This is a genomic window from Streptomyces sp. NPDC001137, from assembly GCF_040298885.1.
Classification (GTDB): Bacteria; Actinomycetota; Actinomycetes; order Streptomycetales; family Streptomycetaceae; genus Streptomyces.
Map to the genome: position 1 here is coordinate 359,598 of NZ_JBEPBA010000008.1, position 23,716 is coordinate 383,313.

Here is a 23,716-nt window from a genome sequence, read left to right on the forward strand (position 1 = left end):
CGTATCCACCTGCTCGTCTTACGACGGCGCCGGGCCGTCTCACGTTTCCCTGCGGGGCTGGAGCCGTTCGGGGACTCCACTGCCCTCGTATTCATGGACCCTAACGCGCGGGTCCCTTCGGGGAATCCCGCGAAGGGGGGTGTTCGCCGGGGGCGTAGCGTCGTGAGTACTTTCCGTTCGTCGGCCACTGCGGGTAGTGGGGGCCGTTCGCGCCCACGCGGCGGAGCCGCAAATCGACACAGTCCCGCGCCCCTCCAGGCCGGCCGCAGCTCCCCCAAGACGAAACGGGCCCCCGGGTGGTGTCCCCAGGGGCCCGTCATGCGTCCGTCAGAGGCGCCGTGGGCGTCAGCCCTCGGTCTTCTCCTCGTCCGCCTCGGTGGCGTCGGCCTCCGTGGCCTCCGCGGCGACCTCGGCGGCCGTCTCGACCTCGTCCTCGTCGTCCAGGTCGATGACCTCGCCGTTGGTGTCCTTGACCGTGGCGGCCTCGACGACGACCGCGAGGGCCTTGCCGCGGGCGACCTCGCCGACCAGGAGCGGGACCTGGCCGCCCTCGACGACGGCCTGGGCGAACTGGTCGGGGGACATGCCGGAGGAGGCCGCGCGCCGCATGAGGTGCTCGGTGAGCTCCTCCTGGTTGACGTTGAGCTTCTCCTGCTTGACCAGCTCGTCGAGGACGAACTGGGTCTTGATGCCCTTGACCGCGGCTTCCTTGGTCTCGGCGTCGAACTCCTCGACCGTCTTGCCCTGGATCTCGAGGTACTTCTCGAGGTCGAGGCCCATCTGGCCGAGCTGGTGGTGCTCGAGGTTGTGCTTACGGGTGTTGATCTCGTCCTCGAGCAGCTTCTCGGGGACCGGGACCTCGACCAGCTCGAGCAGCTTCTCCAGGACGCGCTCCTGGGCCTGCGTGGCCTGGTCGTACTGCTTCATGTTCTCGAGGCGCTTGCGGCTGTCCGCCTTCAGCTCCTCCAGGGTGTCGAATTCGGAGGCGAGCTGCGCGAACTCGTCGTCCAGCTCGGGCAGTTCGCGGGCGGCGACCTGGGTGACCTTGACGGTGACCTCGGCCTCCTTGCCGGCCGCGGAGCCGCCCTTGAGCTCGGAGGTGAAGGTGGCCTCCTCGCCGGCGGACAGGCCCTTGACGGCGTCGTCGATGCCGTCGAGCAGCTCGCCGGAGCCGATGGTGTAGGAGACGCCGCTGGCGACGCCGTCCTCCAGGACCTCGCCCTCGACCTTGGCCTCCAGGTCGATGGTGACGACGTCGCCGTCCTCGGCGGCCCGCTCGACCGGGGAGGTCGAGGCGAAGCGCTCGCGGAGCTGCTCGACCGACTTCTCGACGTCCTCGTCGGTGACCTCGACGGCGTCGACCTCGACCTCGATGCCGGAGTAGTCCGGGATCTCAAGGGCGGGACGGACGTCGACCTCGGCGGTGAAGTTCAGCGTCTCGCCGTCCTTCAGCTCCGTGATGTCGACCTCGGGCTGGCCGAGGACGTTCAGGTCGGCCTCGTTGACCGCCTCGGTGTAGAACTTCGGAAGCGCGTCGTTGACCGCCTCCTCCAGGACCGCACCGCGGCCGAACCGCTGGTCGATGACGCGCGCCGGGATCTTGCCCTTCCGGAAGCCCTTCACCGTGACCTGCTGGTTGATCTTCTTGTACGCCGCGTCGAGGCTGTCCTTGAGCTCCTCGAAGGGCACCTCGACAGTGAGCCGAACCCGGGTCGGGTTCAGGGTCTCCACGGCGCTCTTCACGGTTCGGTCTCCTTGTGGCTGACTTCTTGGTTTCTGCCGGAGCCAGACTGGTCCGGCGGATTTCGCCGCCCGGAGGACGTCCTAAGGATCTCCAGTGGTGGTCCAGTGGATTCCTGCGGATGAGACACACGGGCGCGCAGCTTGCATAGTAACCGCAGCCGCTGAACGCCCCAAAGGCGATCATGCGAGGTGATCGCCCGGGGTGACCGGTGTTGACCGGTCCGTGGTCGGGGTGGCGGGATTTGAACCCACGGCCTTCCGCTCCCAAAGCGGACGCGCTACCAAGCTGCGCCACACCCCGTCAGGTGCGACACGTAGGGTACATGCCCGCAGGCAGTGCGGCTGCCGCATTTACGGGGTGTGCACCGAGGGGGTCCGACCCGCTACGATGCCTCCTGTGCCGTGGTCACCTGACCTGCGGCGCGCGCCGTGCGGGCGTAGCTCAATGGTAGAGCCCTAGTCTTCCAAACTAGCTACGCGGGTTCGATTCCCGTCGCCCGCTCTCCACGCATCAGGGCCGGGCCGGAGGATCTTCCTCCGGTCCGGCCCTGATCGTTTCGGGTCCGGTACGTCCGGCTCGTAGAGCGTGCTCGCCCGCGGGCGCGGCACGGCGGCCTCCGCGTCCTGCGCGGGCGGGCCATCCGCCCGGATCAGAAGCTGATCGAGTTGATGGTCTCCGCTATCGAGTTCAGGAACCGGTTGATCGACGGGGCCATGCCGGTCGACGCGAGGAAGAAGCCGAAGAGCACTGCGACGATCGCCGGGCCGGCCTTGATCGAGCCTCCCCTGATCAACACCACCAGGATGATCGCCAACAGCAGCACCACTGACAGTGAAATGGCCACAACTGATCACACCCTCGGTCGGTCCGCTCTCCCGGCCCGGGGGTGCCAGCCCCGCGCACCCCCGCCAGAACCATCGTGCCACCAACGGAGCCGCCGTATGCGGCAGGTGAGGCATCGTCGGTCACACCTGTGCCGGACCTTTGCCTCGGCCATGCGGGCGCGGCACGTCCGAGGGCCCCAACACCCGTACCTCGCACAGCAATTCGACCGTGCACCCGCACAGGGAATTCACCGAGATCGTTTCCATGTCCACACAATGCGTTCGCAGGTATTTCGAATTGTTGTCACGGGCACAGCAAAGGTGCCAACACCGGCCCCGCGAAAGGCCAATGAAGCAGACATTCCACTGGAGTCGCCCCCTGGTCATATGCCCCGTTTAGTCAGGACGAGTCGTGACAACCAGGACATGTAATGGTGTGTTGACCGTCACCTCCATGAGGCTGTCAACTTCCCTTAATCTCGGGTACTCGAAGCCAATTGGCAGGAACGACGTGGGGAGTTTTACGAAAACCCACAGACGACGCTAGGGTGCCTCAAATGTTTCACGCTGCCTCGTCCCCCGCACGCGCAGCGAGGTCCGGGACCGTCTCCTGCAGTTTCCGGGGGGATGGTCTGTGACGAACTCGTTGCAACCGCACGGCCAGAACAGGGCGCCGCTCCCTCCGGCACAGTCGCCGGCGTCGGGAGTGCCGAGTCCACGCTCCCCGCAGAAACAGCAGAGCAAGCCTCCCAAACCCGGCAAACAGCGCGACTCGTTCTTCGACAACGCGAAGTACCTGGCGATCGTGCTGGTCGCGATGGGCCACTCCTGGGAGCCGCTGAAGGGTGACAGCCGCATCCTGGAGGCCGCGTACACCGTCGTGTACTGCTTCCACATGCCGGCGTTCATCATCATCTCCGGCTACTTCTCGCGCAGTTTCGACATGCGCCCCGACCGCCTCAGACGACTGGTCACCGGCGTCCTCGTGCCGTACGTCGTCTTCGAGACCGCGTACACCCTCTTCAAGCGCTACGGCGACCACGACCCGAGCATGACTGTCAGTCTGCTCGACCCCTGGTACCTCACCTGGTTCCTGATCGCCCTGTTCGTCTGGCGTCTGACGACCCCGCTGTGGAAGAGCCTGCGCTGGCCTCTGCCCATCGCACTGGGCGTCGCGATGTTCGGGTCGGTCTCGCCGGAGATCGGCAACGACCTCGACCTCCAGCGCGTCCTGCAGTTCCTGCCGTACTTCGTGCTGGGCCTGTGCATGAAGCCCGAGCACTTCCAGATGGTGCGCACACGGAAGGTGCGGATCATCGCGGTGCCGGTCTTCGCGGCCGCGCTGGCCGTCGGCTGGTGGGCCGTGCCGCGGATGAACACCGCGTGGTTCTACCACCGGGACGCCGCCCAGGAGATGGCCGCGCCCTGGTGGACCGGGCCGGTCATGGTGCTCGCCATGTTCGGCTGCTCGCTGCTGCTGACCGCCTGCTTCTTCGCCTGGGTGCCGCGCCGGAAGATGTGGTTCACGGCGCTCGGCGCGGGCACGCTCTACGGCTATCTGCTGCACGGGTTCCTGGTGAAGGCCGGTGAGTTCTACGGCTGGTTCGAGCCGGAGTGGATGCACCGGCCGCTCGGGGAGATCTTGGTGACGGTGGCTTTTGCCGGGGCCGTCACGTTGCTGTGCACTTCGCCGGTGCGGCGACTGTTCAAGGGCGTGATGGAGCCCGAGATGAGGTGGGCTTTCAGGCCGGACGCGGCGGAGGCCGCGCGGGGGCGCGGGGTGCGGCGCGAGCGCGAGATGGCCAACGCCTGAGGCACCCCTTCAGGGGGCTACTGCTGAGACAGGCCGAGAAGTGCACGCATCCGTGTGTACTTCTCGGTCAGTCTTTTGCGGGTCGACTCGTCGGTCAGGCGGGCCAGGCGCGCCGGATCCGCATTGTGGGCAAGGTCCGCTTCCTTCACCAACAGGGCGCCCGGAGTGGCGAGGATTCGGGCCGCGTACGCCTCTGGTGCCTCCCCCGCCCGCTTGGTGAGCGCCAGGACGATGTCCTTCGTGCGGGCGCTCAAGGGGGCCTCTTCCAGCCATTGCTCGGAGAGCGCGTCGTCCTCGACGGCGTCGTGGAGCCAGGCTGCCGCCGTCTGGTCCTCGTCGCCGCCCCGGGCGCGTACGCCCTCGGCGACGGCCCGGAGGTGCTCGGCGTAGGGGCGTCCCGCCTTGTCCGTCTGGCCTTCGTGGGCGGCACGGGCGGTGGCCTCGACTTCGGCGAGGGTCATCGGCACCCGAGGGGTTTCGGTCATCGGCTCAGCCCAGGCTCGGTGGCTGGGAGGTCGCAGTCGGGCCCTCCCGGCAGATCAGCAGCAGTGCGCGGTCGTCGTTCACGTCCTTCGCGACCGCCTCGATGAGGTGCCAGGCGGCGCCGTGGAAGCCGCCGGCGACATAGCGGTCGGCCTCGCCCGTGAGGCGGTCGATGCCCTCGACGATGTCCCGGTCGGAGGTCTCCACCAGGCCGTCCGTGAACAGCATCAACACGTCACCGGGGCGAAGCGAGCCCTTCACGGGGTCGAACTGCGCGCCGTCGTACACACCGAGGAGCGGGCCCTCGGCCGCCTTCTCCTCCCAGCGGCCGCTGCCCGCGCTGAGCTGGAGACCCGGCGGATGGCCCGCGGAGTAGAGCTCGTAGTCGCCGGAGTCGAGGTCCAGGACGAGGTGGATCGAGGTCGCGAAGCCCTCGTCCCAGTCCTGGCGGAGCAGATAGCCGTTGGCCGCCGGCAGGAACGCGTGCGGGGGCAGGGAGCCGAGGAGGCCGCCGAACGCCCCCGACAGAAGCAGGGCGCGCGAGCCCGCGTCCATGCCCTTCCCGGAGACGTCCGTCAGGACGACCTCCAACGTGCGGCCGCCGTTGGTGCGGGCGGCGACCACGAAGTCGCCCGAGAAGGACTGGCCGCCCGCCGGGCGCAGCGCCATCTCGCGGTGCCAGCCGACCGGCAGCTGCGGCAGCTTGCTCTGCACCCGGATGCGTTCGCGCAGGTCGAAGAGCATGGTGCCGCCGCGCCGCCAGGGCACACCGACCCGGCTGCGGAACTGGGCGATGAGCAGCCCGAAGAAGCCGCAGGCGGCCACCACCAGCACCACGCCAGGGGTGACACGGGAAGGGCCCTCCGTGTAGGGCCCCAGTTTCACCGACTCCACGATCAGTGCCGTGGCCGCGGCCGCGTACAGACCGAGCAGGCTCGCCGGGCGCAGCAGCAGGCCGCCCGCGACGATCGGCAGGACCAGGACGGCCGGTGAGCACCACACGGAGTTGGCGAGGGTGACGGCGGCGATCAGCGGGACGGTGAGGAGCAGACCGGCGAGCGCGACCCAGTCGGAGCCGTCCCCCCGGAAGTAGTCCACGGCGCTTCTGCGCAGGCCGACGCGGACCCGGTGCCACTCCATCTTCAACCGGGCCGTGAACGTCTCGGCTGCTGCGCGCCGCTCTCGTCCTGCTGCCATTAGTTCGGGACCCTATCCATCGGACCAGCTGCTTGGCACGGGAGGTCCCACTTGTCCCCCGTCCGAGGTTCAACTTCACAGTGAACTTCACAGAAAGCCGTCGCGGGTCCGCCAAGGCGAAATTCCCTCGCTCGTCCCGCAATGCCCTGGTAGGCATGGTTCATGGGGACTGACGTGACTGACCTGCGCGTGCTGCGCCGGGAAGACTGGGACGAGTGGTACGACAACCTGATCCGCGCCTTCGGCGGGGTTCCGGAGTCGGCCGAGGAGCGGGCGCTGTGGCGTGAACTCACCGAGACGGACCGTTCCATCGGTACCTGGGACGGTGATGCGTGCGTGGGGACGGCGGGCGCGTTCTCCTTCCGGCTGACCGTGCCCGGCGGGGCCGCGGTGCCCGCGGCGGGCGTCACCATGGTGTCCGTGGCCGCGACGCACCGGCGGCGCGGGGTGCTGACGTCCATGATGCGGCGGCAGTTGGACGACGTACGGTCCTGGGGCGAGCCGCTGGCCGTCCTGACGGCGTCCGAACCCGCGATCTACGGACGGTTCGGGTACGGCGTCGGGACGTACCACGTCAACGCCGAGATCGACACGACGCGTGTACGGCTGTCCGTGCCGCCCGGCACCGATGACGTACGGCTGCGGTACGCCGAGCCGGCCGACGTACTCGACGCGTGCGAGGCGGTGTACGCCCAACTGGTCGCGCGGCGGCCCGGGATGGTGGCGCGGATTCCGGGCTGGGAGCGGCTGTGGGTGCTCGACCCGGAGAGCGAGCGCGACGGTGCGTCGCCGCTGCAGTGCGTGCTCGCGGAGCGGGACGGCGAGGTCGTCGGGTACGCGCGCTTCCGGGTCAAGGCGGACTGGGAGGCTGCCGGTCCCAAGGGGACCGTGGTCGCACAGGACGTGGACGCGCTGGATGCGGCGGCGCACGCGGCGCTCTGGCGGTTCCTGTTCGAGATCGACCTCACGTCGAGGATCGACGCACGGCGGCGGCCGCTGGACGAGCCCTGGCAGCACATGGTGTCCGACATCCGCCGCTGCTCGCTGCTGGTCCGGGACTCGCTGCACGTACGGCTGGTGGACGTGGGCACCGCGCTTCAGGCGCGCACGTATCAGACGCCGGTGGACGTGGTGCTGGAGGTCGAGGACGCCTTCTGCCCCTGGAACGAGGGCCGCTGGCGGCTGACCGGCGACCCGAAGGGCTCGTCGTGCGAGCGTACGGCGGACGCTGCCGATCTCGCCCTGTCGGTACGGGAGTTGGGCTCGGCGTACCTCGGCGGTGTGTCGCTCGTGTCGCTGGCGGCGGCCGGCCGGGTGCGCGAGCTGCGCCGGGGCGCGCTGGCGGAGGCGTCGCCGGCGTTCGGCTCGCCGGTGACGCCCTGGCTGCCGCACGGCTTCTAGCGGCGCGTCAGCGCTGTTGGCAGGCGGGGCACCAGAAGAGGTTGCGGGCGGCGAGGTCGGCGGTGCGGATCTCGCCGCCGCAGATGTGGCAGGGCAGGGTGGCCCGGCGGTAGACGTACACCTCGCCGCCGTGGTCGTCGACGCGCGGCGGGCGGCCCATGGCCTCGGGGGTGTGTTCCGGGCGGACGGTGTCGATGCGGTTGTGGCGGACGCCCTCGTGCATCAGCTCGACCAGGTCGGACCAGATCGCGTCCCACTCGGCGGGGGTGACGTCCCTGCCGGGGCGGTAGGGGTCGATGCCGTGGCGGAAGAGGACCTCGGCGCGGTAGACGTTGCCGACGCCTGCGATCACCTTCTGGTCCATGAGGAGTGCGGCGATCGTCGTACGGCTGCGGGAGATTCGGCGGTACGCCGTCCGCGGGTCGGCGTCCTCGCGCAGGGGGTCGGCGCCGAGGCGGTCGTGTATCGCCTGCTTCTCGGTGTCCGTGATGAGCGCGCAGGTCGTCGGGCCGCGGAGGTCGACGTACGACGTGGCGTTCGCGAGGCGGAGGCGGACGGTGTCCGTGGGTGGGGGCGGCGGGGCATCGCCGAAGGTGACCTTGCCGAAGAGGCCCAGGTGGATGTGGACCCAGTCCGTGTCCCGGAAGCCGAGGAAGAGGTGTTTTCCGTGGGCGTCGGTGTGGGTGAGTTCGGCGGTGTCGAGGAGTTCTGCGGCGTCGGAGAATTTGCCCTGGGGGCTGGTGACGTGGGGGCTCGTGCCGAGGAATCTTGTGGCGTAGTCCTTGGCCAGGCGGTGGATTGTGTGCCCCTCTGGCACGGTGGCTCCTGTTCGTCCGGGGGTGGGGGCTGAGGGCATGGTTTTCGCCCCCGCCGCCCCTACCCGTTCCCGTCCCCAGGGGCTCCGCCCCTTCGACCCCGCCAGGGGGCTCCGCCCCCTGGACCCCCATCGGCCTGAACGGCCTCGTCCTCAAACGCCGGACGGGCTGAAAGACTCAAACGCCGGACGGGTTGAAAGACTCAGGCACCGGACGGGCTGAAAAGATTACTGCTGCGGGTGGTGGGGCGGGATGGGCGGGAGGTCGCCCGTCGTCTCGTAGGCCGCGAGCATGTCGATGCGGCGGATGTGGCGGTCGTCCTCGGAGAACGGGGTGCCCAGGAAGGTCTCGACGAACTTTGTCGCCTCCTCCTGGGTGTGCATGCGCGCGCCCACCGCCACGACGTTGGCGTTGTTGTGCTGGCGGCCGAGGGAGGCCGTCTCCTCGCTCCAGGCGAGGGCCGCGCGGACGCCCTTGACCTTGTTCGCGGCGATCTGCTCGCCGTTGCCGGAGCCGCCGATCACGATGCCGAGGGAGTCGGGGTCCGCGGCCGTCCGCTCCGCGGCGCGGAGGCAGAAGGGCGGGTAGTCGTCCTGGGCGTCGTAGATGTGGGGGCCGCAGTCGACGGGGTCGTGGCCTGCCGCCTTGAGCCACTCGACGAGGTGGTTCTTGAGTTCGAAGCCGGCATGGTCGGAGCCGAGATACACGCGCATGGTTCCGAGTGTGACATGGCTGTTTCCGGGCGGCAGCCTCGGGTGCCGCACCGGTCACAGCACCACGAAGCTGTCCTTGACCTTGTCGTAGGTCCTGAGGGCCTGGGTTTCGGTCTGCGGCTGGTACCAGGTGTTGATCTGGTAGGACTTCCCGTCCTGGTCGAAGCCCAGCAGCCGGGCGTGCCAGGGGGTGCCCTTCAGGGTGAAGGTGTACTCCCAGACCACGGCCGGGTTGCCGCGGAACGTCGTCTTCTCCAGGCGGATCTTCCGGTAGTCCTGGCCCTGCCGGGCGCCCTGCTCCGACTTCTGCCAGCTCTCCATCAGGTCGCCGCGGGCGAGGGACGACTTGGCCACCAGTTCCTGTGCGCCGTCGGGGGACGTGTAGTGCACCTCCGCCCCTGTTTTCAGGTCCCGCCGCCAGCCCCGCGGCGGCGCCCAGGCGAACCCGCCGGCCTCCCGGTGCGCGCCCGGGGGCAGGCTCTGCGGCCTGGACGTGCCCTCCACTGTGGGCGACGGGCTGCCGGGGGGTGTCGTGGCGGAGGTCGTCGGTGCGGTCGAGGAGTCCGCGTGGTCGCCACCGGGTTTTCCGGAGTTCGTCAGCAGGAGTACGGCGACGACGGCACCGGCCGCCACCAGACCGACGGCGGCCACGAGTGCGGCACGGTGGCCGCCGGGCCGCTGGGGTGCGGGGGGCCGCTGGAGTGCGGGGGGCGCGGAGTTGGCGGACGAGGTCTCGGAGCGGGCCCCCGAGCGCGGTTCGGAGCGGACTTCGGTGGAGGCGTTGGGGAACTGCACGGGTCCTGAGGGTGCCGAAGGTGTGGGGAACACTTCCGGAGGGCGGGGTGGTGGTGCCTCGGGGATGGGGGTCGGCGCCGGAAAGCGGTCTCGGCGCAAGTCGTGGGTGTCCGGCAGCTCTCGGGGCACCGCGTCGTTGATCGGGGCGGGCGCGGGTTGCCTGGGGTCGCGTGCGGCGCGTACCAGACGGGTGTCCAGGTAGACCGGGGTGGGCCTCTCGGCCCCGCCGGGCTGCTCCGGCTCCCGCTCCGCTTCGGCACGCGCGGTCCCTTCGGCCGCGGGAGCGCCCGCCGGGCCCGGATCCGTGCCCTCGACCGGTTCGGTCCCGGGTGGCTCCGGGGAGTGGGAGGGCTCTTCCGTGTTCGTCGGCCGGCCGGACTCGGGCCCCGCCCCCTGCCCCGCCGCAGCCGCACCGTCGTCCTCTCCCCCGCCCACGGGAAGGGTCGGCGTGGGCGCCGGGTATGCGATCGGGCGCAGGGCCTCCTCGAGATCGTGCAGGGCCGGGCGGACCAAGGGGTCCTTTTCGAGCAGGGCCGCCAGGATGTCGCTCAGGGGGCCTGCCGCGGCGGGGAGTTCGGGCTCCTCGTAGAGGACCGCGTGCAGTGTGGCCAGGGTCGTTTCGCGGGAGAAAGGGGAATGGCCGCCCAGGGCCGCGCAGAGGGTCGCGCCCAGCGACCACACGTCCGACGGCGGGCCCTGGGGGCGGCCGGAGATGCGTTCGGGGGCCATGTAGTCGGGGGAGCCGACGAGCATGCCGACCATGGTGAGCGCCTTGGCGTCCTGGATCGCGGCGATGCCGAAGTCGGTGAGGACGATGCGCCGGCCGCCGTCCTCCACCAGGACGTTCCCCGGTTTGATGTCCCGGTGCAGGACACCGCGTGCGTGCACCTGGCGCAGCGCCTCCACCAGACCGAGCCCGATCCGGGCCGTCTCGCCCGGCCCCAGCGGCCCCTCCTCCACCATGATCCGTTCGAGGGAGCGGCCGACGACCAACTCCATGACGATCCACAGGCGTTCGCCCTCGTCCACGACGTCGTAGACCCGCACCACATTGGGATGGTCGATCCGGGCGGTGGCCCTGGCCTCGCGGAGCGTGCGTTCGCGGCGGGTGCGGGTGTCCTCCGCGTCCAGTCCGTCGATGCGCATCTCCTTGACGGCTACCTGGCGGTCGAGCATCTCGTCGGCGGCCCGCCACACCCGCCCCATTCCTCCCTGGCCGATGCTTTCGACCAACCGGTAGCGTCCCGTCACCAACAGCCCTGGAACTCCGCCGCTTCTCTCATTCCCCGGCAATCCGCTGCACCCCCCTCAGCCACCGAAATTCCCTCGGCTACCTCAATTACCTCGAACGCACCCCGACTGAAACACAATGGTCACACTTCATGACGTACCAGCATAGTGCGGAGAAATCTTGTGGTAGCTCTTCAAGTACTGCGAATTCAGGCGCAGCCAAGGGGGATGTGAACATGAGTTCTCGTCGCACGACGACCATCGCGGGATCGCTGGTCGCGGCATCTTTCTCGGCGGTGATGATCCTTTCCTTCACCGCCAGCGCGGACGACCAGGGGCCCGGCAGCAGCAAGGGGGGAAAGGCCGTCGACGAGGCACCGGCAGGTGTGAAGCTGACCACGCTCCTGCCCTCCAGGATCTCGGTCGACAACGGCTCGCAAAAGACGGCTCTCACCGCCACGGTGAAGAACGGGGGGACCAAGGACAGCGGAAAGATCCAGCTTTTGGTCGTCGGTTTCGACGGCCTCACGGTCAAGAGCGTTCAAGGCTGCTCCCAGATTGACGGAAAGAACCTTCCGGCCGGTTCAAACAGCGGTTTCTCCTGCCCGATCGACAATCTCGCGGCCGGGAAGTCGAAGTCGTTTGCCGTCGACGCCACGTACGACCTGCACAAGACCGGCAAGATCTGCCTGCCGGTGCAGTCCGGTGACGGGAAGAAGACGTACTGGCAGCAGGGACCGGTTCCGTTCGGTACGACCAATCCGTCGCCGAACGCGCCGGCCACCCCGCTGCTCCTCGGCACCGACAACAAGCCGGTGGCCCCGAGCGGCGGCAAGGAGTTGCCCAAGACCGGTGTCGGGCGCGATGTCCTGCCGCTGGGGGCGGCCGGTGCCTCGCTGATCGCGGCCGGTGCGGCGGGCCTGTGGTGGTCCTCCCGGCGGCCCACCCGGCAGCGGCTGGGCGGCTGAGCACCCTGGGCCGGCCGGTCGCGAAGCGCCCGCATAACCTGACGGCACTTGTCAGGTTATGCGGGCACGATCCGTTGCATGAACTCCGCCGACCACACCACTGACCTGCTCGTCCTCCGTCCCGGCGAGCCCGGCTACGAGGACGAACTCGCCGGTTTCCAGACCGGTTTCGCCCAGCGGCCCGCCGTCGTCTTCGCCGCCGCCTCGGCCGACGACGTGATCGCCGCCGTGAGGTACGCGGCCGAACACGACCTGCCGGTCGGCGTCCAGGCCACCGGGCACGGGCTGCCCGGCGCCTCGGAGGGCGGGGTGCTGGTGACGACGAAGCGGATGGACCGGGTGATCGTCGACCCCGAGGCGCGTACCGCCCGCCTCCAGGCCGGCGTCCGCTGGGGGCAGGTCGTGGCGGCCGCCGAGCCGTACGGCCTGGCTCCGCGAATGGGGGCACCTCCCACGCTTTAGGCAGTGGGGGAGGCTCGGCGCCGGGCGTCGGCGCCGTGTCCTACACGCTGGGCGGCGGACTGGGCATCCTGGCAAGGGAGTTCGGGTACGCGGCCGACCATGTGCGCTCCCTGGACCTCGTCACGGCCGACGGCCGGCTCCGGCATGTGACCGCGGGGTCCGACCCCGACCTGTACTGGGCGCTGCTCGGCGGCGGCCACCACTTCGGCGTCGTCACCGAGCTGGAGATCGGCCTCGTGCCGGTGCGGACGCTCTACGGCGGCTCGCTCGCGTTCGACGGCCGCCAGGTCGACCCGGCGGCCCTGCTGCGGGCGTACGAGGAGTGGTCGCGGACCGTACCCGAGGGGCTGACCTCGTCCTTCGCGGCCGTACCGTATCCGGACGTCCCGGCGCTGCCGCCGCAGCTGCGCGGCCGGTACGTCGTCTCCGTGCGTGTCGCGTACACCGGCACCGACGGTGAGCGGCTCCTCGCCCCGCTGCGGGAGTCGGGGCCGGTGCTCGCCGACTCCCTGCGGGAGATGCCCTATGCCGAGAGCCACACCATCCACAGCGACCCTGACTTCCCGCACGCGTACTACGGGGACAGTGCGGTGCTGAGCGAGCTGGACGTGGACCGGGCCGGTGCGGTCCTCGCCGCCGCCGGACCGGATGCGGGCGGTCCGATGTGCGTCCTTCAGATCAACCACCTGGGCGGCGCGCTCGCCCGGTCCGCACCGAACTCGGTGCCGTACCGCGAAGGGCGCTTCCTGCTACGGCTGTTGACGGTCGGCGACCGGGACGCGGCGCGCGCGGTGCTGGATCCGGCGTTCGCGCCGCTCGCTCCGGTCACGATGGGGCGTGCGCTCAACTTCGCCTTCGGCGCCGGGGACCGGACGGACGGACTGTACGACGCCGGAACGCACAAGAGGCTCGCCGAGCTGAAGTCGTCGTACGACCCGGCGAACCTCTTCCGTGGGAACTACAACCTCAGCGCTTGTCGATGAGCTTCCAGGCGGTGGGCATGACGCCCATCGCCAGGGCGGCCTTGAGGGCGTCGCCGATCAGGAACGGGGTGAGACCGGCCGCGATCGCCGCGGACGCGGACATGTCGGCGGCGTAGGCCAGGTACGGGACGCCCACGGCGTAGATGATCGCCTCGCCGAGCAGCATGGTGCCCGCCATGCGCGGCACGGACCGGTCGGCGCCGCGGCGGGCCAGGGCGCCGACGACGGTGGAGGCGAGGAGCATGCCGAGGATGTAGCCGAAGGAGACGGAGACACCGGAGCTGCCGCCCGCGAACCACGGCACACCGGCGAGACCGGCCAGCGCGTACAGCACGAGCGAGGCGAGGCCCCGGCTCGCGCCGAGCACCGTGCCGACCAGCAGCGCGGCGAAGGTCTGGCCGGTCACGGGCACCGGGGAGCCCGGGACGGGCACGGAGATCTGGGCCGCGAGACCGGTGAGCGCGGCGCCGCCGAGCACGAGTGCCATGTCCCGGACGCGGGACGCGGGCAGGAGGTCGGCGAGGACCTCGCGGGGGCGGGCGGTGGCGGCAGCGGTGCTCATGGGGACTCCGCGGGTGACGGGGACATGCAGGGACACGGTGACGCTATCCCAGCGAACTCGAGCCGATCACCGTCAGCGGTCGACAAAGGCGGGAACGCGGGCTTGGTGGGCTCCGAACAAACGATGCTGGTTACACGGGGGTTCGCGTGACACCGGTCACTGAGGCAGGGAGGCCGTGCTCACCTCGCAGAAGACGGGCAGGTCTGTAGGGTCCCCCCAAATGAATCCTAGTGGTCTGGCCGGATTCACCTTTTCTGGCCTACCCTTCGAGCCATGGTTGCCCAGGCCCGGAACTTCACGTCGCGTCGCTATGTCGACCTGCGACGCCAGGGCGCTGCCACCTGTCGCCGTCCGGTGTGAGGCGGGCCGCGGCGCGCCTCGACCTCCGAGACGTGTCGGCCCCGTTCCCGAGGACGGTCTCCCATGCCCTCTGCCATGGCATCTCCCCTTGCGTCCCCCTCCACTTCCACCCGCCGCCGTACCAGCGCGAGCGTTGTGCTGCGGTCCGTGCTGGAGCACGGTCCGGTGGCCCGCAGCACCATCGCCCGGCTGACCGGGCTCTCGCCGGCGTCGGTCACGGACTACTGCGCCCGGTTCACCGAACTGGGCCTGATCCGCGAGTCGGCCGCGCCCCGGCAGTCGAACGGGGTGGGCCGCCCGCACGTCCCCGTCGACCTGGACGACTCCCGGTTCGTGGTCGGCGGGGTGCATGTCGCGGTGCCCTACACCACGGTCGCGCTGCTCGATCTGCGCGGCCGGGTGGTGGCGCGACGCGAGCTGAAGCACGAACGCACCGATCCCGGGTGGGTGCTCGCCCGGGCCGCCGAGGGGCTCGGGGCGCTGCTGGCCGGCAACCCCCGCTGCCGAGCTCTCGGTGTCGGCGTGGCCGTCGGAGGCTGGGTGGACCGGGGGTCCGGGACCGTCGTGGAGCACGCGCTGCTCGGCTGGCGTGAGGTGGCGGTGCGCGAGGTGCTCGGCGAGCGCACCGGGCTGCCGGTCCATGTGGACGGCCACGCGCGGGCGCTGGTCAACGCGGAGCGGCTGTTCGGGCGGGCGCGGGGCAGCGGGAGCATGCTGCACCTGTTCGTCGGCAATGTCGTCGACGCGGCGTTCGCCACCCATGACGAGGTGCACCACGGGCCCCGCTCCCAGGCGGGCGCCATCGCGCATCTGCCGGTGCCGGGCGGCACGGAGCCCTGCGCCTGCGGGCGGACCGGCTGCCTGCAGGCCGAGTTGAGCGAGCGGACGCTGTGCCGGCGGGCGGGCGAGGCGGGCGTGGCGGACGGCGTGAATCCCATGCATGTGGTCGCGGCGGCCGCCGCGGACGATCCCGAGGCGGTACGGCTGCTGGTGCAGCGGGCGGGTGCGATCGGGCGGGCGGCGCGGCTGCTCCTCGACGTGCTCAATCCGGAGACGGTGGTCGTGACGGAGGTCGGGATCATCCACCGGGAGGACTGCCTGAACGCGTTGCGCGAAGGGGTCGGCGACGAGCGCGCGGCTGCCGTCATGCCCACGAGTTTCCCGGATTCGGTGCTCGCCGTGGCGGGCGGTTCGGTGGCCCTCGACGTGCTCTACCGGGATCCGCTGGCCGCTCGACCTGAGGCTATTTAATTCAGAATCGCCGAATGTTGACACGGCTCACCGCCGACCAGGAACATCGTACTCATGAGCCCGATCGTGAGCTGTCGCACCCTTTGTTGCTGACACGTTGCCGCGTGTGAAGCGCTCATTTCTCCCTGCGTAAATACCGCGGAATTCCCTCCCCCTGGCATTCTTCTGCCGGAATTCCGCCTGCGCTCCTCCCCTCCGCGCTCCTGGCTTTTCTGCGCTCGTTCCCTCTGAACCTCACGGAGTCCTGCCATGCCTTCCTCCGCCGTGCCCGGTGTCGACCGACGGCTCTTTCTCACTTCAGTGCTCGGTGCCGCAGCCGGTGTCGCCGGTCTGACCGGCTGCGCGGGCGGCAGCGCATCCGCCGACAGCAAAGGCGTCTCGACCGCGCCGCTCGCCGACAAGGTTCCCTCCGGTACGAGCCTGAAGATCGCCTCCTATCAGAACACCGAGCAACTCCAGTTCAAGCTGGCCAAGCTGGGCGACCTGCCCTTCGAGGTGTCGAACTGGCTGAACATCGGCGCAGGGCCGGATGTGATCAACGCTTTCCGCGCCAAATCCCTGGACGTCGCGAACAACGCGGGAATCCCGCCGATCCAGGCGCACTACCAGGGCTTCGACGCGAAGATCGTCGCAATCAACATCACCCGTAAGCCGAATTACCTCTTCGCCACCAAGCCCGGCAGCGACATCCGGTCAGTCGCCGACTTCAAGGGCAAGAAGCTCGCCTTCTCGCAGGGCCAGGCCCAAGGTGTCGTACTCCTGCGGGCGTTGAAGAAGGCGGGACTCAAGTACGACGAGGTCGACCTTGTCCCGCTGACCAGCAACCAGTTCCTGACCGCCCTGCAGTCCGGCCAGGTGGACATCGCGCCGCTCCCCAACCAGCAGGCGCCCGCCTATCTCGGGCAGTACGAGTCCAAGGGCGCCCACGCCATCACGACGGACGTCGTCGACCTCCTCAACCTGCTGTGGGCGCCGACCTCCGTGCTCAACGACTCCGCGAAGGCCGCCGCGGTCGCCGCGTACATCCCCTACTGGGCCAAGGGCCAAGTCTGGACGTACGAGAACCCCGACGCCTGGAACGAGGAGTTCTACGTCAAGACCCAGAACCTGACCCGCGCGCAGGCCCGGGGCATCAGCAAACTCGCCAACAAGCCTCTGTTCCCGCCGAGTTGGACCGAGGCGATCAAGTGGGAGCAGGAGACCGCCGATCTGCTGGCGGAGGGCGGCTTCGTGAAGAAGTTCGACGTCTCCTCGCTCTTCGACCACCGCTTCGAGTCCATCGCCGCCAAGGCCGTGCCGGCGGAGTACCGGAGGTGACCGCCATGACCACCACCACGCCCACCGCACTCCCGGCACAGGTCCAGGAGCAGAGCCGTCCGGTACGGCCCCGCCGCGGCCTGTCCCCCGGCAGGCGGCTGCCCGCCTCCCGGCTGATCGGCCCCGCCCTCTTCCTCGCCCTGTGGGCCGCCGCCTCGGCCGCCGGACAGCTCGACCCGGCCGCGATCCCCGCGCCCTGGACGGTGCTGCGGACCGCCGGCCGGCTGTGGAGCGCCGGGACGCTGCCCACGGACATCCTGACCTCCCTCGAACGGGCCGCGTACGGCTTCACCATCGGTCTCGCGGCCGGTGTCGTGCTGGCGCTGGCCGCCGGGCTCAGCCGGGTCGGCGAGGCGCTGATCGACGGGACGGTGAACCTCAACCGGGCGATCCCGACGCTCGGTCTGATCCCGCTGTTCATCCTCTGGCTGGGCATCGGCGAGGCGTTCAAGATCGCGATCATCGCGATCGTCGTCTATGTCCCGATCTATCTGAACACGCACGCCGCGCTGTCCGGCATCGACAGCCGCTTCGTCGAACTCGCCGAGGTACAGGGGCTGTCCCGCTTCCGGTTCATCCGCCAGATCGTCGTGCCCGGCGCCCTGCCCGGATTCTTCGTGGGACTCCGGCTCGGGGTGACCGGCTCCTGGCTGGGCCTGGTGGTCCTGGAGCAGATCAACGCCACCAGCGGGCTCGGCTACATGATGTTCCAGGCCCAGAACTACGGCCAGTCCGACGTCATCCTCGTGGGCCTGCTCGTCTACGGGATCTTCGGCCTGGTTTCCGACAGCGCGGTCCGTCTCGTCGAACGGAGGGTGCTGTCATGGCGCCGCACACTGAGCAGCTGACCCGGCCCGCCGTCCAGCTCCGGGGCCTGACCAGGTCGTTCGAGGGGCGGACCGTCCTCGACGGCATCGACCTCGACCTCCCGGTGGGACAGTTCACGGCCCTGCTCGGGCACAGCGGCTCCGGCAAGAGCACGCTGCTGCGGGCGATCGCGGGCCTGGACCACAAGGTCGCCGGCAGTGGCCGGCTCACCGCCCCCGAGAAGGTGTCCGTGGTCTTCCAGGACTCCCGTCTGCTGCCCTGGCGGCGGGTCCTGGACAACGTACTCCTCGGCCTGGACGGCAAGGATGCCGAGCGGAAGGGCCGCGAGGCCCTCGCCGAGGTGGGCCTCAAGGGGCGCGAGCGGGCCTGGCCGAGCGAGCTGTCCGGCGGCGAGGCGCAGCGGGCCGCGCTCGCGCGGTCGTTGGTCCGCGAGCCCGAACTGCTGCTGGCCGACGAGCCGTTCGGGGCGTTGGACGCGCTGACGCGCATCAAGATGCACGCGTTGCTGCGGGAGCTGTGGAAGCGGCATCAGCCGTCCGTGCTGCTGGTCACCCATGACGTCGACGAGGCGATCGTGCTCGCTGATCGGGTGCTGGTGCTCGACTCCGGGCGGATCTCGGTCGATCTGGCCATCGAGCGGGATGCGGCGGCGCGCGGCGAGTACCGGGAGCGGTTGCTCGCGGCGCTGGGTGTCACCGAGGGGGTGGGGTGACCGTCCGGGGGCTGCCGCCCCCAGGCCCCCGCTTCGGCCCCGAAAGGGCCTCGTCCTCAAACGCCGGACGGGCTGAATTTGCGCACCCGGCGCTCAATGAAGCCGGCCTCGCTGAAAAACCGTAAAGGACACCCCATGCCCCGCCAGCTCCATCTCAACGCCTTCCTCATGAGCACCGGCCACCACGAAGCCTCGTGGCGGCTTCCCGAGAGCGATCCGTATGCGCATGTCGAGCTGGACCACTATGTGCGGCTCGCCCGGATCGCCGAACGCGGCACCTTCGACTCCCTCTTCCTCGCCGACGGGCCGCAGCTGTGGGGCAATCTCGCCCAGCGTCCCGCGGGCGCCCTGGAGCCGCTCACCCTGCTGACCGCGCTGGCGACGGCCACCGAGCACATCGGGCTGATCGCCACGGCCTCCACCTCGTACAACTCCCCCTACAACCTGGCCCGCAAGTTCGCCTCCCTGGACATCATCAGCGGCGGGCGGGCCGGCTGGAACATCGTCACCACGGCGGGTGCCGAGGCCGCGCGCAACTTCGGTCTGGAGCACGAGCCCGCCCACGCCGACCGGTACGCCCGCGCCGCCGAGTTCCTCGACGTGGCGCTGAAGCTCTGGGACAGCTGGGAGGACGACGCCATCGTCGGCGACAAGGCGGCCGGCGTCTGGGGCGACGACGCGAAGATCCATCCGCCCCGGCACAAGGGGACGTACTTCAGCGTCGAGGGCGCCCTCAACGTGCCCCGCTCCCCGCAGGGTTACCCGCTGCTCGTGCAGGCGGGGTCGAGCGAGGACGGCAAGGCGTTCGCGGCGCGCTACGCGGAGGCCGTGTTCACCGCCCAGCAGACCCTGGCCGACGCCCAGGCCTTCTACACCGACCTCAAGTCCCGTACGGCGGCCGCCGGCCGGGACCCCGGGCAGATCAAGGTGCTGCCCGGCATCGTGCCGGTCATCGGGTCCACGGAGGCCGAGGCGCGGGCGAACGAGCAGGTCCTGGAGGACCACATCGTGTACACGCACGGCGTGGACCGCCTGGAACGTCTTCTCCAACTCCCGGAAGGGTCACTGGAGTTGGATGCCCGCCTGCCGTCCGACCTGCCGCCCGAGGACGCCATCGAGGGCGCCAAGAGCCGCTACACCCTCATCGTCGAACTCGCCCGGCGCGAGCGCCTCACCGTCCGGCAGCTGGTCGGCCGGCTCGGCGGCGGACGCGGCCACCTCACCTTCGCGGGCACGCCCGAGCAGGTCGCCGACGCGGTCGAGACGTGGTTCACGCAGGGCGCCGCCGACGGCTTCAACATCATGCCCGCCGTGCTGCCCTCCGGGCTCGACACCTTCGTGGAGCAGGTCGTCCCGATCCTGCGTGCCCGAGGTCTGCTCCGCACCGAGTACGGCCCCCGCCAGACCCTCCGGGAGCGCTACGGCCTCCCCCGCCCCGCCAACCAGTACTCCACCCAGGAACCCGCCCTCGTCTGAAAGGACCGGCCCCTCCCATGTCCAACATCGAAGTCCAGAAGGTCACCGCCCACATCGGCGCCCGTGTCTCCGGCGTCGACATCTCCAAGCCGCTCGACGAGGAGACGACCGCCGCCGTCCGTGAGGCCCTGGGCGTCCACAAGGCGCTCGTCTTCGACGACGTGCACCTCGACGACGCGGGCCAGCAGGCCTTCGTCCGCCACCTCGGCGACGTCACCACCGCCCACCCGACGGTCTCCTCCGTGGACGGCGTCCCGAACGTCCTGCCCGTCGACAGCGAGCGCGGCCGCGCCGCCAACCACTGGCACACGGACGTCACCTTCGTCCTGAATCCGCCGCAGGCCAGCACCCTGCGCTCGATCACGATCCCGCCGTACGGCGGCGAGACCCTGATCGCCAACTCGGCGGCCGCCTACCGCCAACTCCCCGAGTCGCTCCGCCAGTTGGCGGACACGCTGTGGGCGGAGCACACCAACGACTACGACTACGCCGTACCGGAGGAGGAGCTCGACGAGCAGCAGGCCGCCCAGCGCGCCCAGTTCACCTCGATCAAGTACCGCACGGTCCACCCGGTGGTCCGCGTGCACCCGCTGACCGGTGAGCGCGGGCTGTTCATCGGCGGGTTCGCGCAGCGCATCGTGGGCCTGTCGCCGGGCGAGTCGCGCAAGATCCTCGACCTGCTGCAGGCGTATGTCACCCGGCCGGAGAACATCCTGCGCCACCGCTGGTCGGAGAACCAGCTGGTCCTCTTCGACAACCGCATCACCCAGCACTACGCCATCGACAACTACGACGGTCTGCCGCGCCGTCTGCACCGGGTGACCGTCGCCGGTGACATCCCGGTCGGCATCGAGGGCAAGGAGAGCTACTCGATCGAGGGCGACGCCTCGCACTACACATCCGTAGCCGCATAGTCACAGCACGTACCGGGCCTGTCCGGATAATGGGCGGCCTCTCCTGCTGAGCGGAGAGGCCGCCCAGACTGTGGGCGTTTTTGCCCATCTCATGGACTGGACGAGCCGCGCCCATGCCCAGCAGCACCACCGAGGTCGAGTCGCCGCCGCAGGCGGACGCCGACGCCACCCTGTCCCACGGCCTGAAGCAGCGCCACCTGTCGATGATCGCCCTCGGCGGGGTCATCGGCGCCGGTCTGTTCGTCGGCTCCGGCGCGGGTATCGCCGCCGCCGGACCCTCCATCGTCGTCGCCTACACCCTCTCCGGTCTCCTCGTGATGCTGGTGATGCGGATGCTCGGCGAGATGTCGGCCGCGTATCCGTCGTCGGGTTCGTTCTCGGCGCACGCGGAACGGGCGATCGGCCCGTGGGCGGGCTTCACCGCCGGCTGGTCCTTCTGGGTGCTGCTCTGCACTGCCGTCGGGCTGGAGGGCATCGGCGCCGCGAAGATCGTGACGGGCTGGCTGCCGCACACGCCCGAGTGGGGCTGGGTGGCCCTGTTCATGGTCGTGTTCTGTGTCGCGAACCTGGCCGCCGTGAAGAACTTCGGCGAGTTCGAGTTCTGGTTCGCGGCCCTGAAGGTCGGCGCGATCAGCCTGTTCCTGGTGCTTGGCGTCCTCGCCATCGCGGGCGTGCTCCCCGGCACGGACGCCCCGGGCACGGCGAACCTCACCGAGTTCCTGCCGAACGGCAGCGAGGGCCTGATCGTCGGCGTGCTCGCCTCGATCTTCGCGTACGGCGGTCTGGAGACCGTCACCATCGCGGCGGCCGAGTCGCAGGACCCGGTGCGGGGCGTCGCGAGCGCCGTCCGCACCGCGATGTGGCGCATCGCGCTGTTCTACATCGGCTCGATGGCGGTCATCGTGACGCTCGTCCCGTGGGACTCCAAGGATGTCGTCGAGAAGGGCCCGTACGTCGCCGCCCTCGACCACCTGGGCATCCCGGGCGCCGGACAGCTGATGAACGTGGTCGTCCTGGTCGCCCTGCTCTCCGCCATGAACGCCAACATCTACGGCTCCTCGCGCATCGCCTACTCCCTGGTCCAGCGCGGCCAGGGCCCGAAGGTGCTGGGCCGGGTGTCGGGCGGTGTGCCGAGGATCGCCGTCCTCGCCTCCTCCGTCTTCGGCTTCGTCTGTGTCGTCCTCAGCTACTGGCGCCCGGACGACGTCTTCCCCTGGCTGCTGAACATGATCGGGGCGGTGATCCTGGTCGTCTGGATCTTCATCGCGGTCAGCCAGCTGCGGCTGCGGGCCCGGCTGGACCGTCAGGCGCCCGAGAAGCTGGTGGTCCGGATGTGGGGGTTCCCGTGGCTGACCTGGGTGGCGCTGGCGGCCATGGCCGCGATCTTCGTCCTGATGGCTCGGAAGCCCGGCACCCGGGTGCAGCTCTACTCCACCGGCGGGATGACGGCCGTCCTGGCGGCGGTGGGGTACGCCTGGCAGCGGGCCAGGCGCTGACGACAGTCGCCCCGAGCAGGAAGCCCCCGTGTACGCGCGGGGGTTTTTTGTTGCTAGCGTGTAGTTGCAAGTCACTTGCAATAAGAGTTCTGGAGGGGACCCCCATGCCCGTCTACACGCTGCCCGACCTGCCGTACGACTACTCCGCGCTCGCGCCCGTGATCAGCCCCGAGATCATCGAGCTGCACCACGACAAGCACCACGCCGCGTATGTGAAGGGCGCCAACGACACGCTGGAGCAGCTGGCGGAGGCGCGGGACAAGGAGTCGTGGGCGGCGGTCAACGGGCTGGAGAAGAACCTGGCCTTCCATCTGTCCGGGCACATCCTGCACTCGATCTACTGGAACAACATGACGGGTGACGGCGGCGGTGAGCCGCTGGCGGCGGACGGCGTGGGCGAGCTCGCGGAGGCGATCGCCGAGTCCTTCGGGTCGTTCGCCGGCTTCCGGGCGCAGCTGTCGAAGGCCGCCGCCACCACCCAGGGCTCGGGCTGGGGCGTCCTCGCGTACGAGCCGCTGAGCGGCCGGCTGATCGTCGAGCAGGTCTACGACCACCAGGGCAATGTCGGGCAGGGCTCGGTGCCGATCCTCGTCTTCGACGCCTGGGAGCACGCCTTCTACCTCCAGTACCGCAACCAGAAGGTGGACTTCGTCGAGGCGATGTGGCGGGTCGTCAACTGGCAGGACGTGGCGCGCCGTTACGAGGCGGCGAAGTCCCGTGCGGACGTATTGCTGTTGACGCCCTGACGCAGACATCGAAGCGTCCTGCTCGTGATCGTCTTCTCACCTTTCACGTAGCGGGCGGATGAAGAGGAAGGCCCTCGCGAGGACGTGACTCGCGAGGGCCTTCCTTGTGGCCGGAAAGGCCACTTGACGCCGGCCGCCCGAAGCCCGTGGCCAGCCACTTTCGTCACCGTTCCGCAACAGGCGTGAACCGCCCCGGCAGGCGCCTCGTAGAGCCGGGTGTGAGCGGCCGAGCGGCCGCGGCGATCCGGAACGAGAGAAGGAACCGACATGGCCGGCGGCAACATCAAGATCAGCCCCGACGAGATGCGGGAGGCGTCGACCTGGCTCCAGCACCAGAAGGAACTGATGCAGCAGAGCCTCCACGAGGCCAACACCAAGATGGACGAGATGGTCGAGGCGGCCTACGCGACGCCGGGCTCCGAGAGCAAGTTCCGTCCGTTCTGGGAGGAGTACAAGAACGGCACCGAGAAGGCGATCGAAGGCCTTCAGGGCGTCAGCGAGTTCATCAAGCAGGTCGCCGACGCGTTCGTCGACACCGACGACCAGACGTCCGGCGCCATCGGCTGACTTCTCGGCCACGGCCGGGTTCCGTGGCGCTCCGGCGCCACGGAACCCGGCCGGTGCAG

The 23,716-nt window shown here is 69.8% G+C and carries 20 protein-coding genes, 2 tRNA genes and 1 pseudogene; 14 read left to right on the forward strand and 9 right to left on the reverse strand.

Annotated elements, in window-relative coordinates:
• Positions 1–345 precede the first annotated feature (345 nt).
• Both tig and ABT254_RS19005 read right to left on the reverse strand, forming a co-directional pair.
• The gene (gene tig, locus ABT254_RS19000) at positions 346–1,743 is read right to left on the reverse strand and encodes a trigger factor (RefSeq protein ID WP_351471007.1); all 1,398 of its coding nucleotides are present in this window, start codon (positions 1,741–1,743) and stop codon (positions 346–348) included.
• Positions 1,744–1,967: 224 nt separating this feature from the next.
• Positions 1,968–2,044 (reverse strand) — tRNA-Pro (locus tag ABT254_RS19005).
• 130 nt (positions 2,045–2,174) lie between these two features.
• Between ABT254_RS19005 and ABT254_RS19010 the strand changes: the two genes are divergently transcribed.
• Positions 2,175–2,245, forward strand: a tRNA-Gly gene (locus ABT254_RS19010).
• Between the two features lie 148 nt (positions 2,246–2,393).
• Here the strand turns inward: ABT254_RS19010 and ABT254_RS19015 are convergent.
• Positions 2,394–2,588: a hypothetical protein gene (locus tag ABT254_RS19015; RefSeq protein WP_016435177.1), complete on the reverse strand. Its 195-nt coding sequence runs from the start codon at positions 2,586–2,588 to the stop codon at positions 2,394–2,396.
• Between the two features lie 614 nt (positions 2,589–3,202).
• On the opposite strand from ABT254_RS19015, the gene ABT254_RS19020 reads away from it, so the two are divergent.
• On the forward strand, positions 3,203–4,381 hold the full coding sequence (locus ABT254_RS19020) for an acyltransferase family protein (RefSeq protein ID WP_450752078.1): 1,179 nt from the start codon (positions 3,203–3,205) through the stop codon (positions 4,379–4,381).
• Positions 4,382–4,398: 17 nt separating this feature from the next.
• Here the strand turns inward: ABT254_RS19020 and ABT254_RS19025 are convergent, their stop codons facing one another.
• On the reverse strand, positions 4,399–4,866 hold the full coding sequence (locus ABT254_RS19025) for an HD domain-containing protein (protein ID WP_351471013.1): 468 nt from the start codon (positions 4,864–4,866) through the stop codon (positions 4,399–4,401).
• Positions 4,867–4,870: 4 nt separating this feature from the next.
• Positions 4,871–6,061, reverse strand: a complete 1,191-nt coding sequence (locus tag ABT254_RS19030) for a PP2C family protein-serine/threonine phosphatase (RefSeq protein WP_351471016.1) — start codon at positions 6,059–6,061, stop codon at positions 4,871–4,873.
• A 162-nt stretch (positions 6,062–6,223) separates the two neighbouring features.
• Here ABT254_RS19030 and ABT254_RS19035 point away from each other — a divergent pair, with 162 nt between their 5' ends.
• Positions 6,224–7,462 carry a GNAT family N-acetyltransferase gene (locus ABT254_RS19035; protein WP_351471019.1) on the forward strand — a complete coding sequence of 413 codons (1,239 nt, stop codon included), beginning with the start codon at positions 6,224–6,226 and terminating at the stop codon, positions 7,460–7,462.
• Between the two features lie 7 nt (positions 7,463–7,469).
• On the opposite strand, the gene ABT254_RS19040 is transcribed toward ABT254_RS19035, so the two are convergent.
• From ABT254_RS19040 to ABT254_RS19050, 3 genes are all read right to left on the reverse strand, one after another.
• Positions 7,470–8,279, reverse strand: coding sequence for an Fpg/Nei family DNA glycosylase (locus ABT254_RS19040; protein ID WP_351471022.1), 810 nt, complete (start codon positions 8,277–8,279; stop codon positions 7,470–7,472).
• A 225-nt stretch (positions 8,280–8,504) separates the two neighbouring features.
• Positions 8,505–8,990, reverse strand: a complete 486-nt coding sequence (locus tag ABT254_RS19045) for a ribose-5-phosphate isomerase (protein ID WP_351471025.1) — start codon at positions 8,988–8,990, stop codon at positions 8,505–8,507.
• Positions 8,991–9,044: 54 nt separating this feature from the next.
• Positions 9,045–10,991: a serine/threonine-protein kinase gene (locus ABT254_RS19050; protein ID WP_450752073.1), complete on the reverse strand. Its 1,947-nt coding sequence runs from the start codon at positions 10,989–10,991 to the stop codon at positions 9,045–9,047.
• A gap of 260 nt (positions 10,992–11,251) precedes the next feature.
• Here ABT254_RS19050 and ABT254_RS19055 point away from each other — a divergent pair, with 260 nt between their 5' ends.
• Positions 11,252–11,983, forward strand: a complete 732-nt coding sequence (locus ABT254_RS19055; protein ID WP_351471031.1) for an LPXTG cell wall anchor domain-containing protein — start codon at positions 11,252–11,254, stop codon at positions 11,981–11,983.
• 78 nt (positions 11,984–12,061) lie between these two features.
• Positions 12,062–13,428 (forward strand): annotated as a pseudogene (locus ABT254_RS19060) (FAD-binding oxidoreductase).
• On the opposite strand, the gene ABT254_RS19065 reads toward ABT254_RS19060, so the two are convergent.
• A complete protein-coding gene (locus tag ABT254_RS19065) occupies positions 13,412–13,990 on the reverse strand; it encodes a biotin transporter BioY (RefSeq protein WP_351471033.1) in 579 nt (192 codons plus the stop codon). The pseudogene ABT254_RS19060 and the gene ABT254_RS19065 overlap by 17 nt on opposite strands.
• Before the next feature lie 435 nt (positions 13,991–14,425).
• Between ABT254_RS19065 and ABT254_RS19070 the strand changes: the two genes are divergently transcribed.
• From ABT254_RS19070 to ABT254_RS19110, 9 genes are all read left to right on the forward strand, one after another.
• Positions 14,426–15,601, forward strand: coding sequence for an ROK family protein (locus tag ABT254_RS19070; protein ID WP_351471036.1), 1,176 nt, complete (start codon positions 14,426–14,428; stop codon positions 15,599–15,601).
• A gap of 249 nt (positions 15,602–15,850) precedes the next feature.
• Complete coding sequence (locus ABT254_RS19075) at positions 15,851–16,918, forward strand: ABC transporter substrate-binding protein (RefSeq protein ID WP_351471039.1); 1,068 nt, start codon at positions 15,851–15,853, stop codon at positions 16,916–16,918.
• 5 nt (positions 16,919–16,923) lie between these two features.
• Positions 16,924–17,766 carry an ABC transporter permease gene (locus ABT254_RS19080; protein ID WP_351471042.1) on the forward strand — a complete coding sequence of 281 codons (843 nt, stop codon included), beginning with the start codon at positions 16,924–16,926 and terminating at the stop codon, positions 17,764–17,766.
• On the forward strand, positions 17,742–18,458 hold the full coding sequence (locus tag ABT254_RS19085) for an ABC transporter ATP-binding protein (RefSeq protein ID WP_351471045.1): 717 nt from the start codon (positions 17,742–17,744) through the stop codon (positions 18,456–18,458). The genes ABT254_RS19080 and ABT254_RS19085 overlap by 25 nt, the downstream gene beginning before the upstream one ends.
• A 135-nt stretch (positions 18,459–18,593) precedes the next feature.
• The gene (locus tag ABT254_RS19090) at positions 18,594–19,934 is read left to right on the forward strand and encodes an LLM class flavin-dependent oxidoreductase (protein WP_351471047.1); all 1,341 of its coding nucleotides are present in this window, start codon (positions 18,594–18,596) and stop codon (positions 19,932–19,934) included.
• A gap of 17 nt (positions 19,935–19,951) precedes the next feature.
• Entirely contained in the window at positions 19,952–20,848 is an 897-nt protein-coding gene (locus tag ABT254_RS19095) for a TauD/TfdA dioxygenase family protein (RefSeq protein ID WP_351471050.1), read from the forward strand.
• Positions 20,849–20,961: 113 nt separating this feature from the next.
• Positions 20,962–22,344 (forward strand): amino acid permease, encoded by a 1,383-nt coding sequence (locus ABT254_RS19100; protein WP_351471053.1) that lies wholly within the window; start codon positions 20,962–20,964, stop codon positions 22,342–22,344.
• Positions 22,345–22,448: 104 nt separating this feature from the next.
• Positions 22,449–23,090: a superoxide dismutase gene (locus ABT254_RS19105; protein ID WP_351471055.1), complete on the forward strand. Its 642-nt coding sequence runs from the start codon at positions 22,449–22,451 to the stop codon at positions 23,088–23,090.
• Positions 23,091–23,357: 267 nt separating this feature from the next.
• Complete coding sequence (locus ABT254_RS19110) at positions 23,358–23,657, forward strand: WXG100 family type VII secretion target (protein ID WP_030934419.1); 300 nt, start codon at positions 23,358–23,360, stop codon at positions 23,655–23,657.
• Positions 23,658–23,716: the final 59 nt, after the last annotated feature.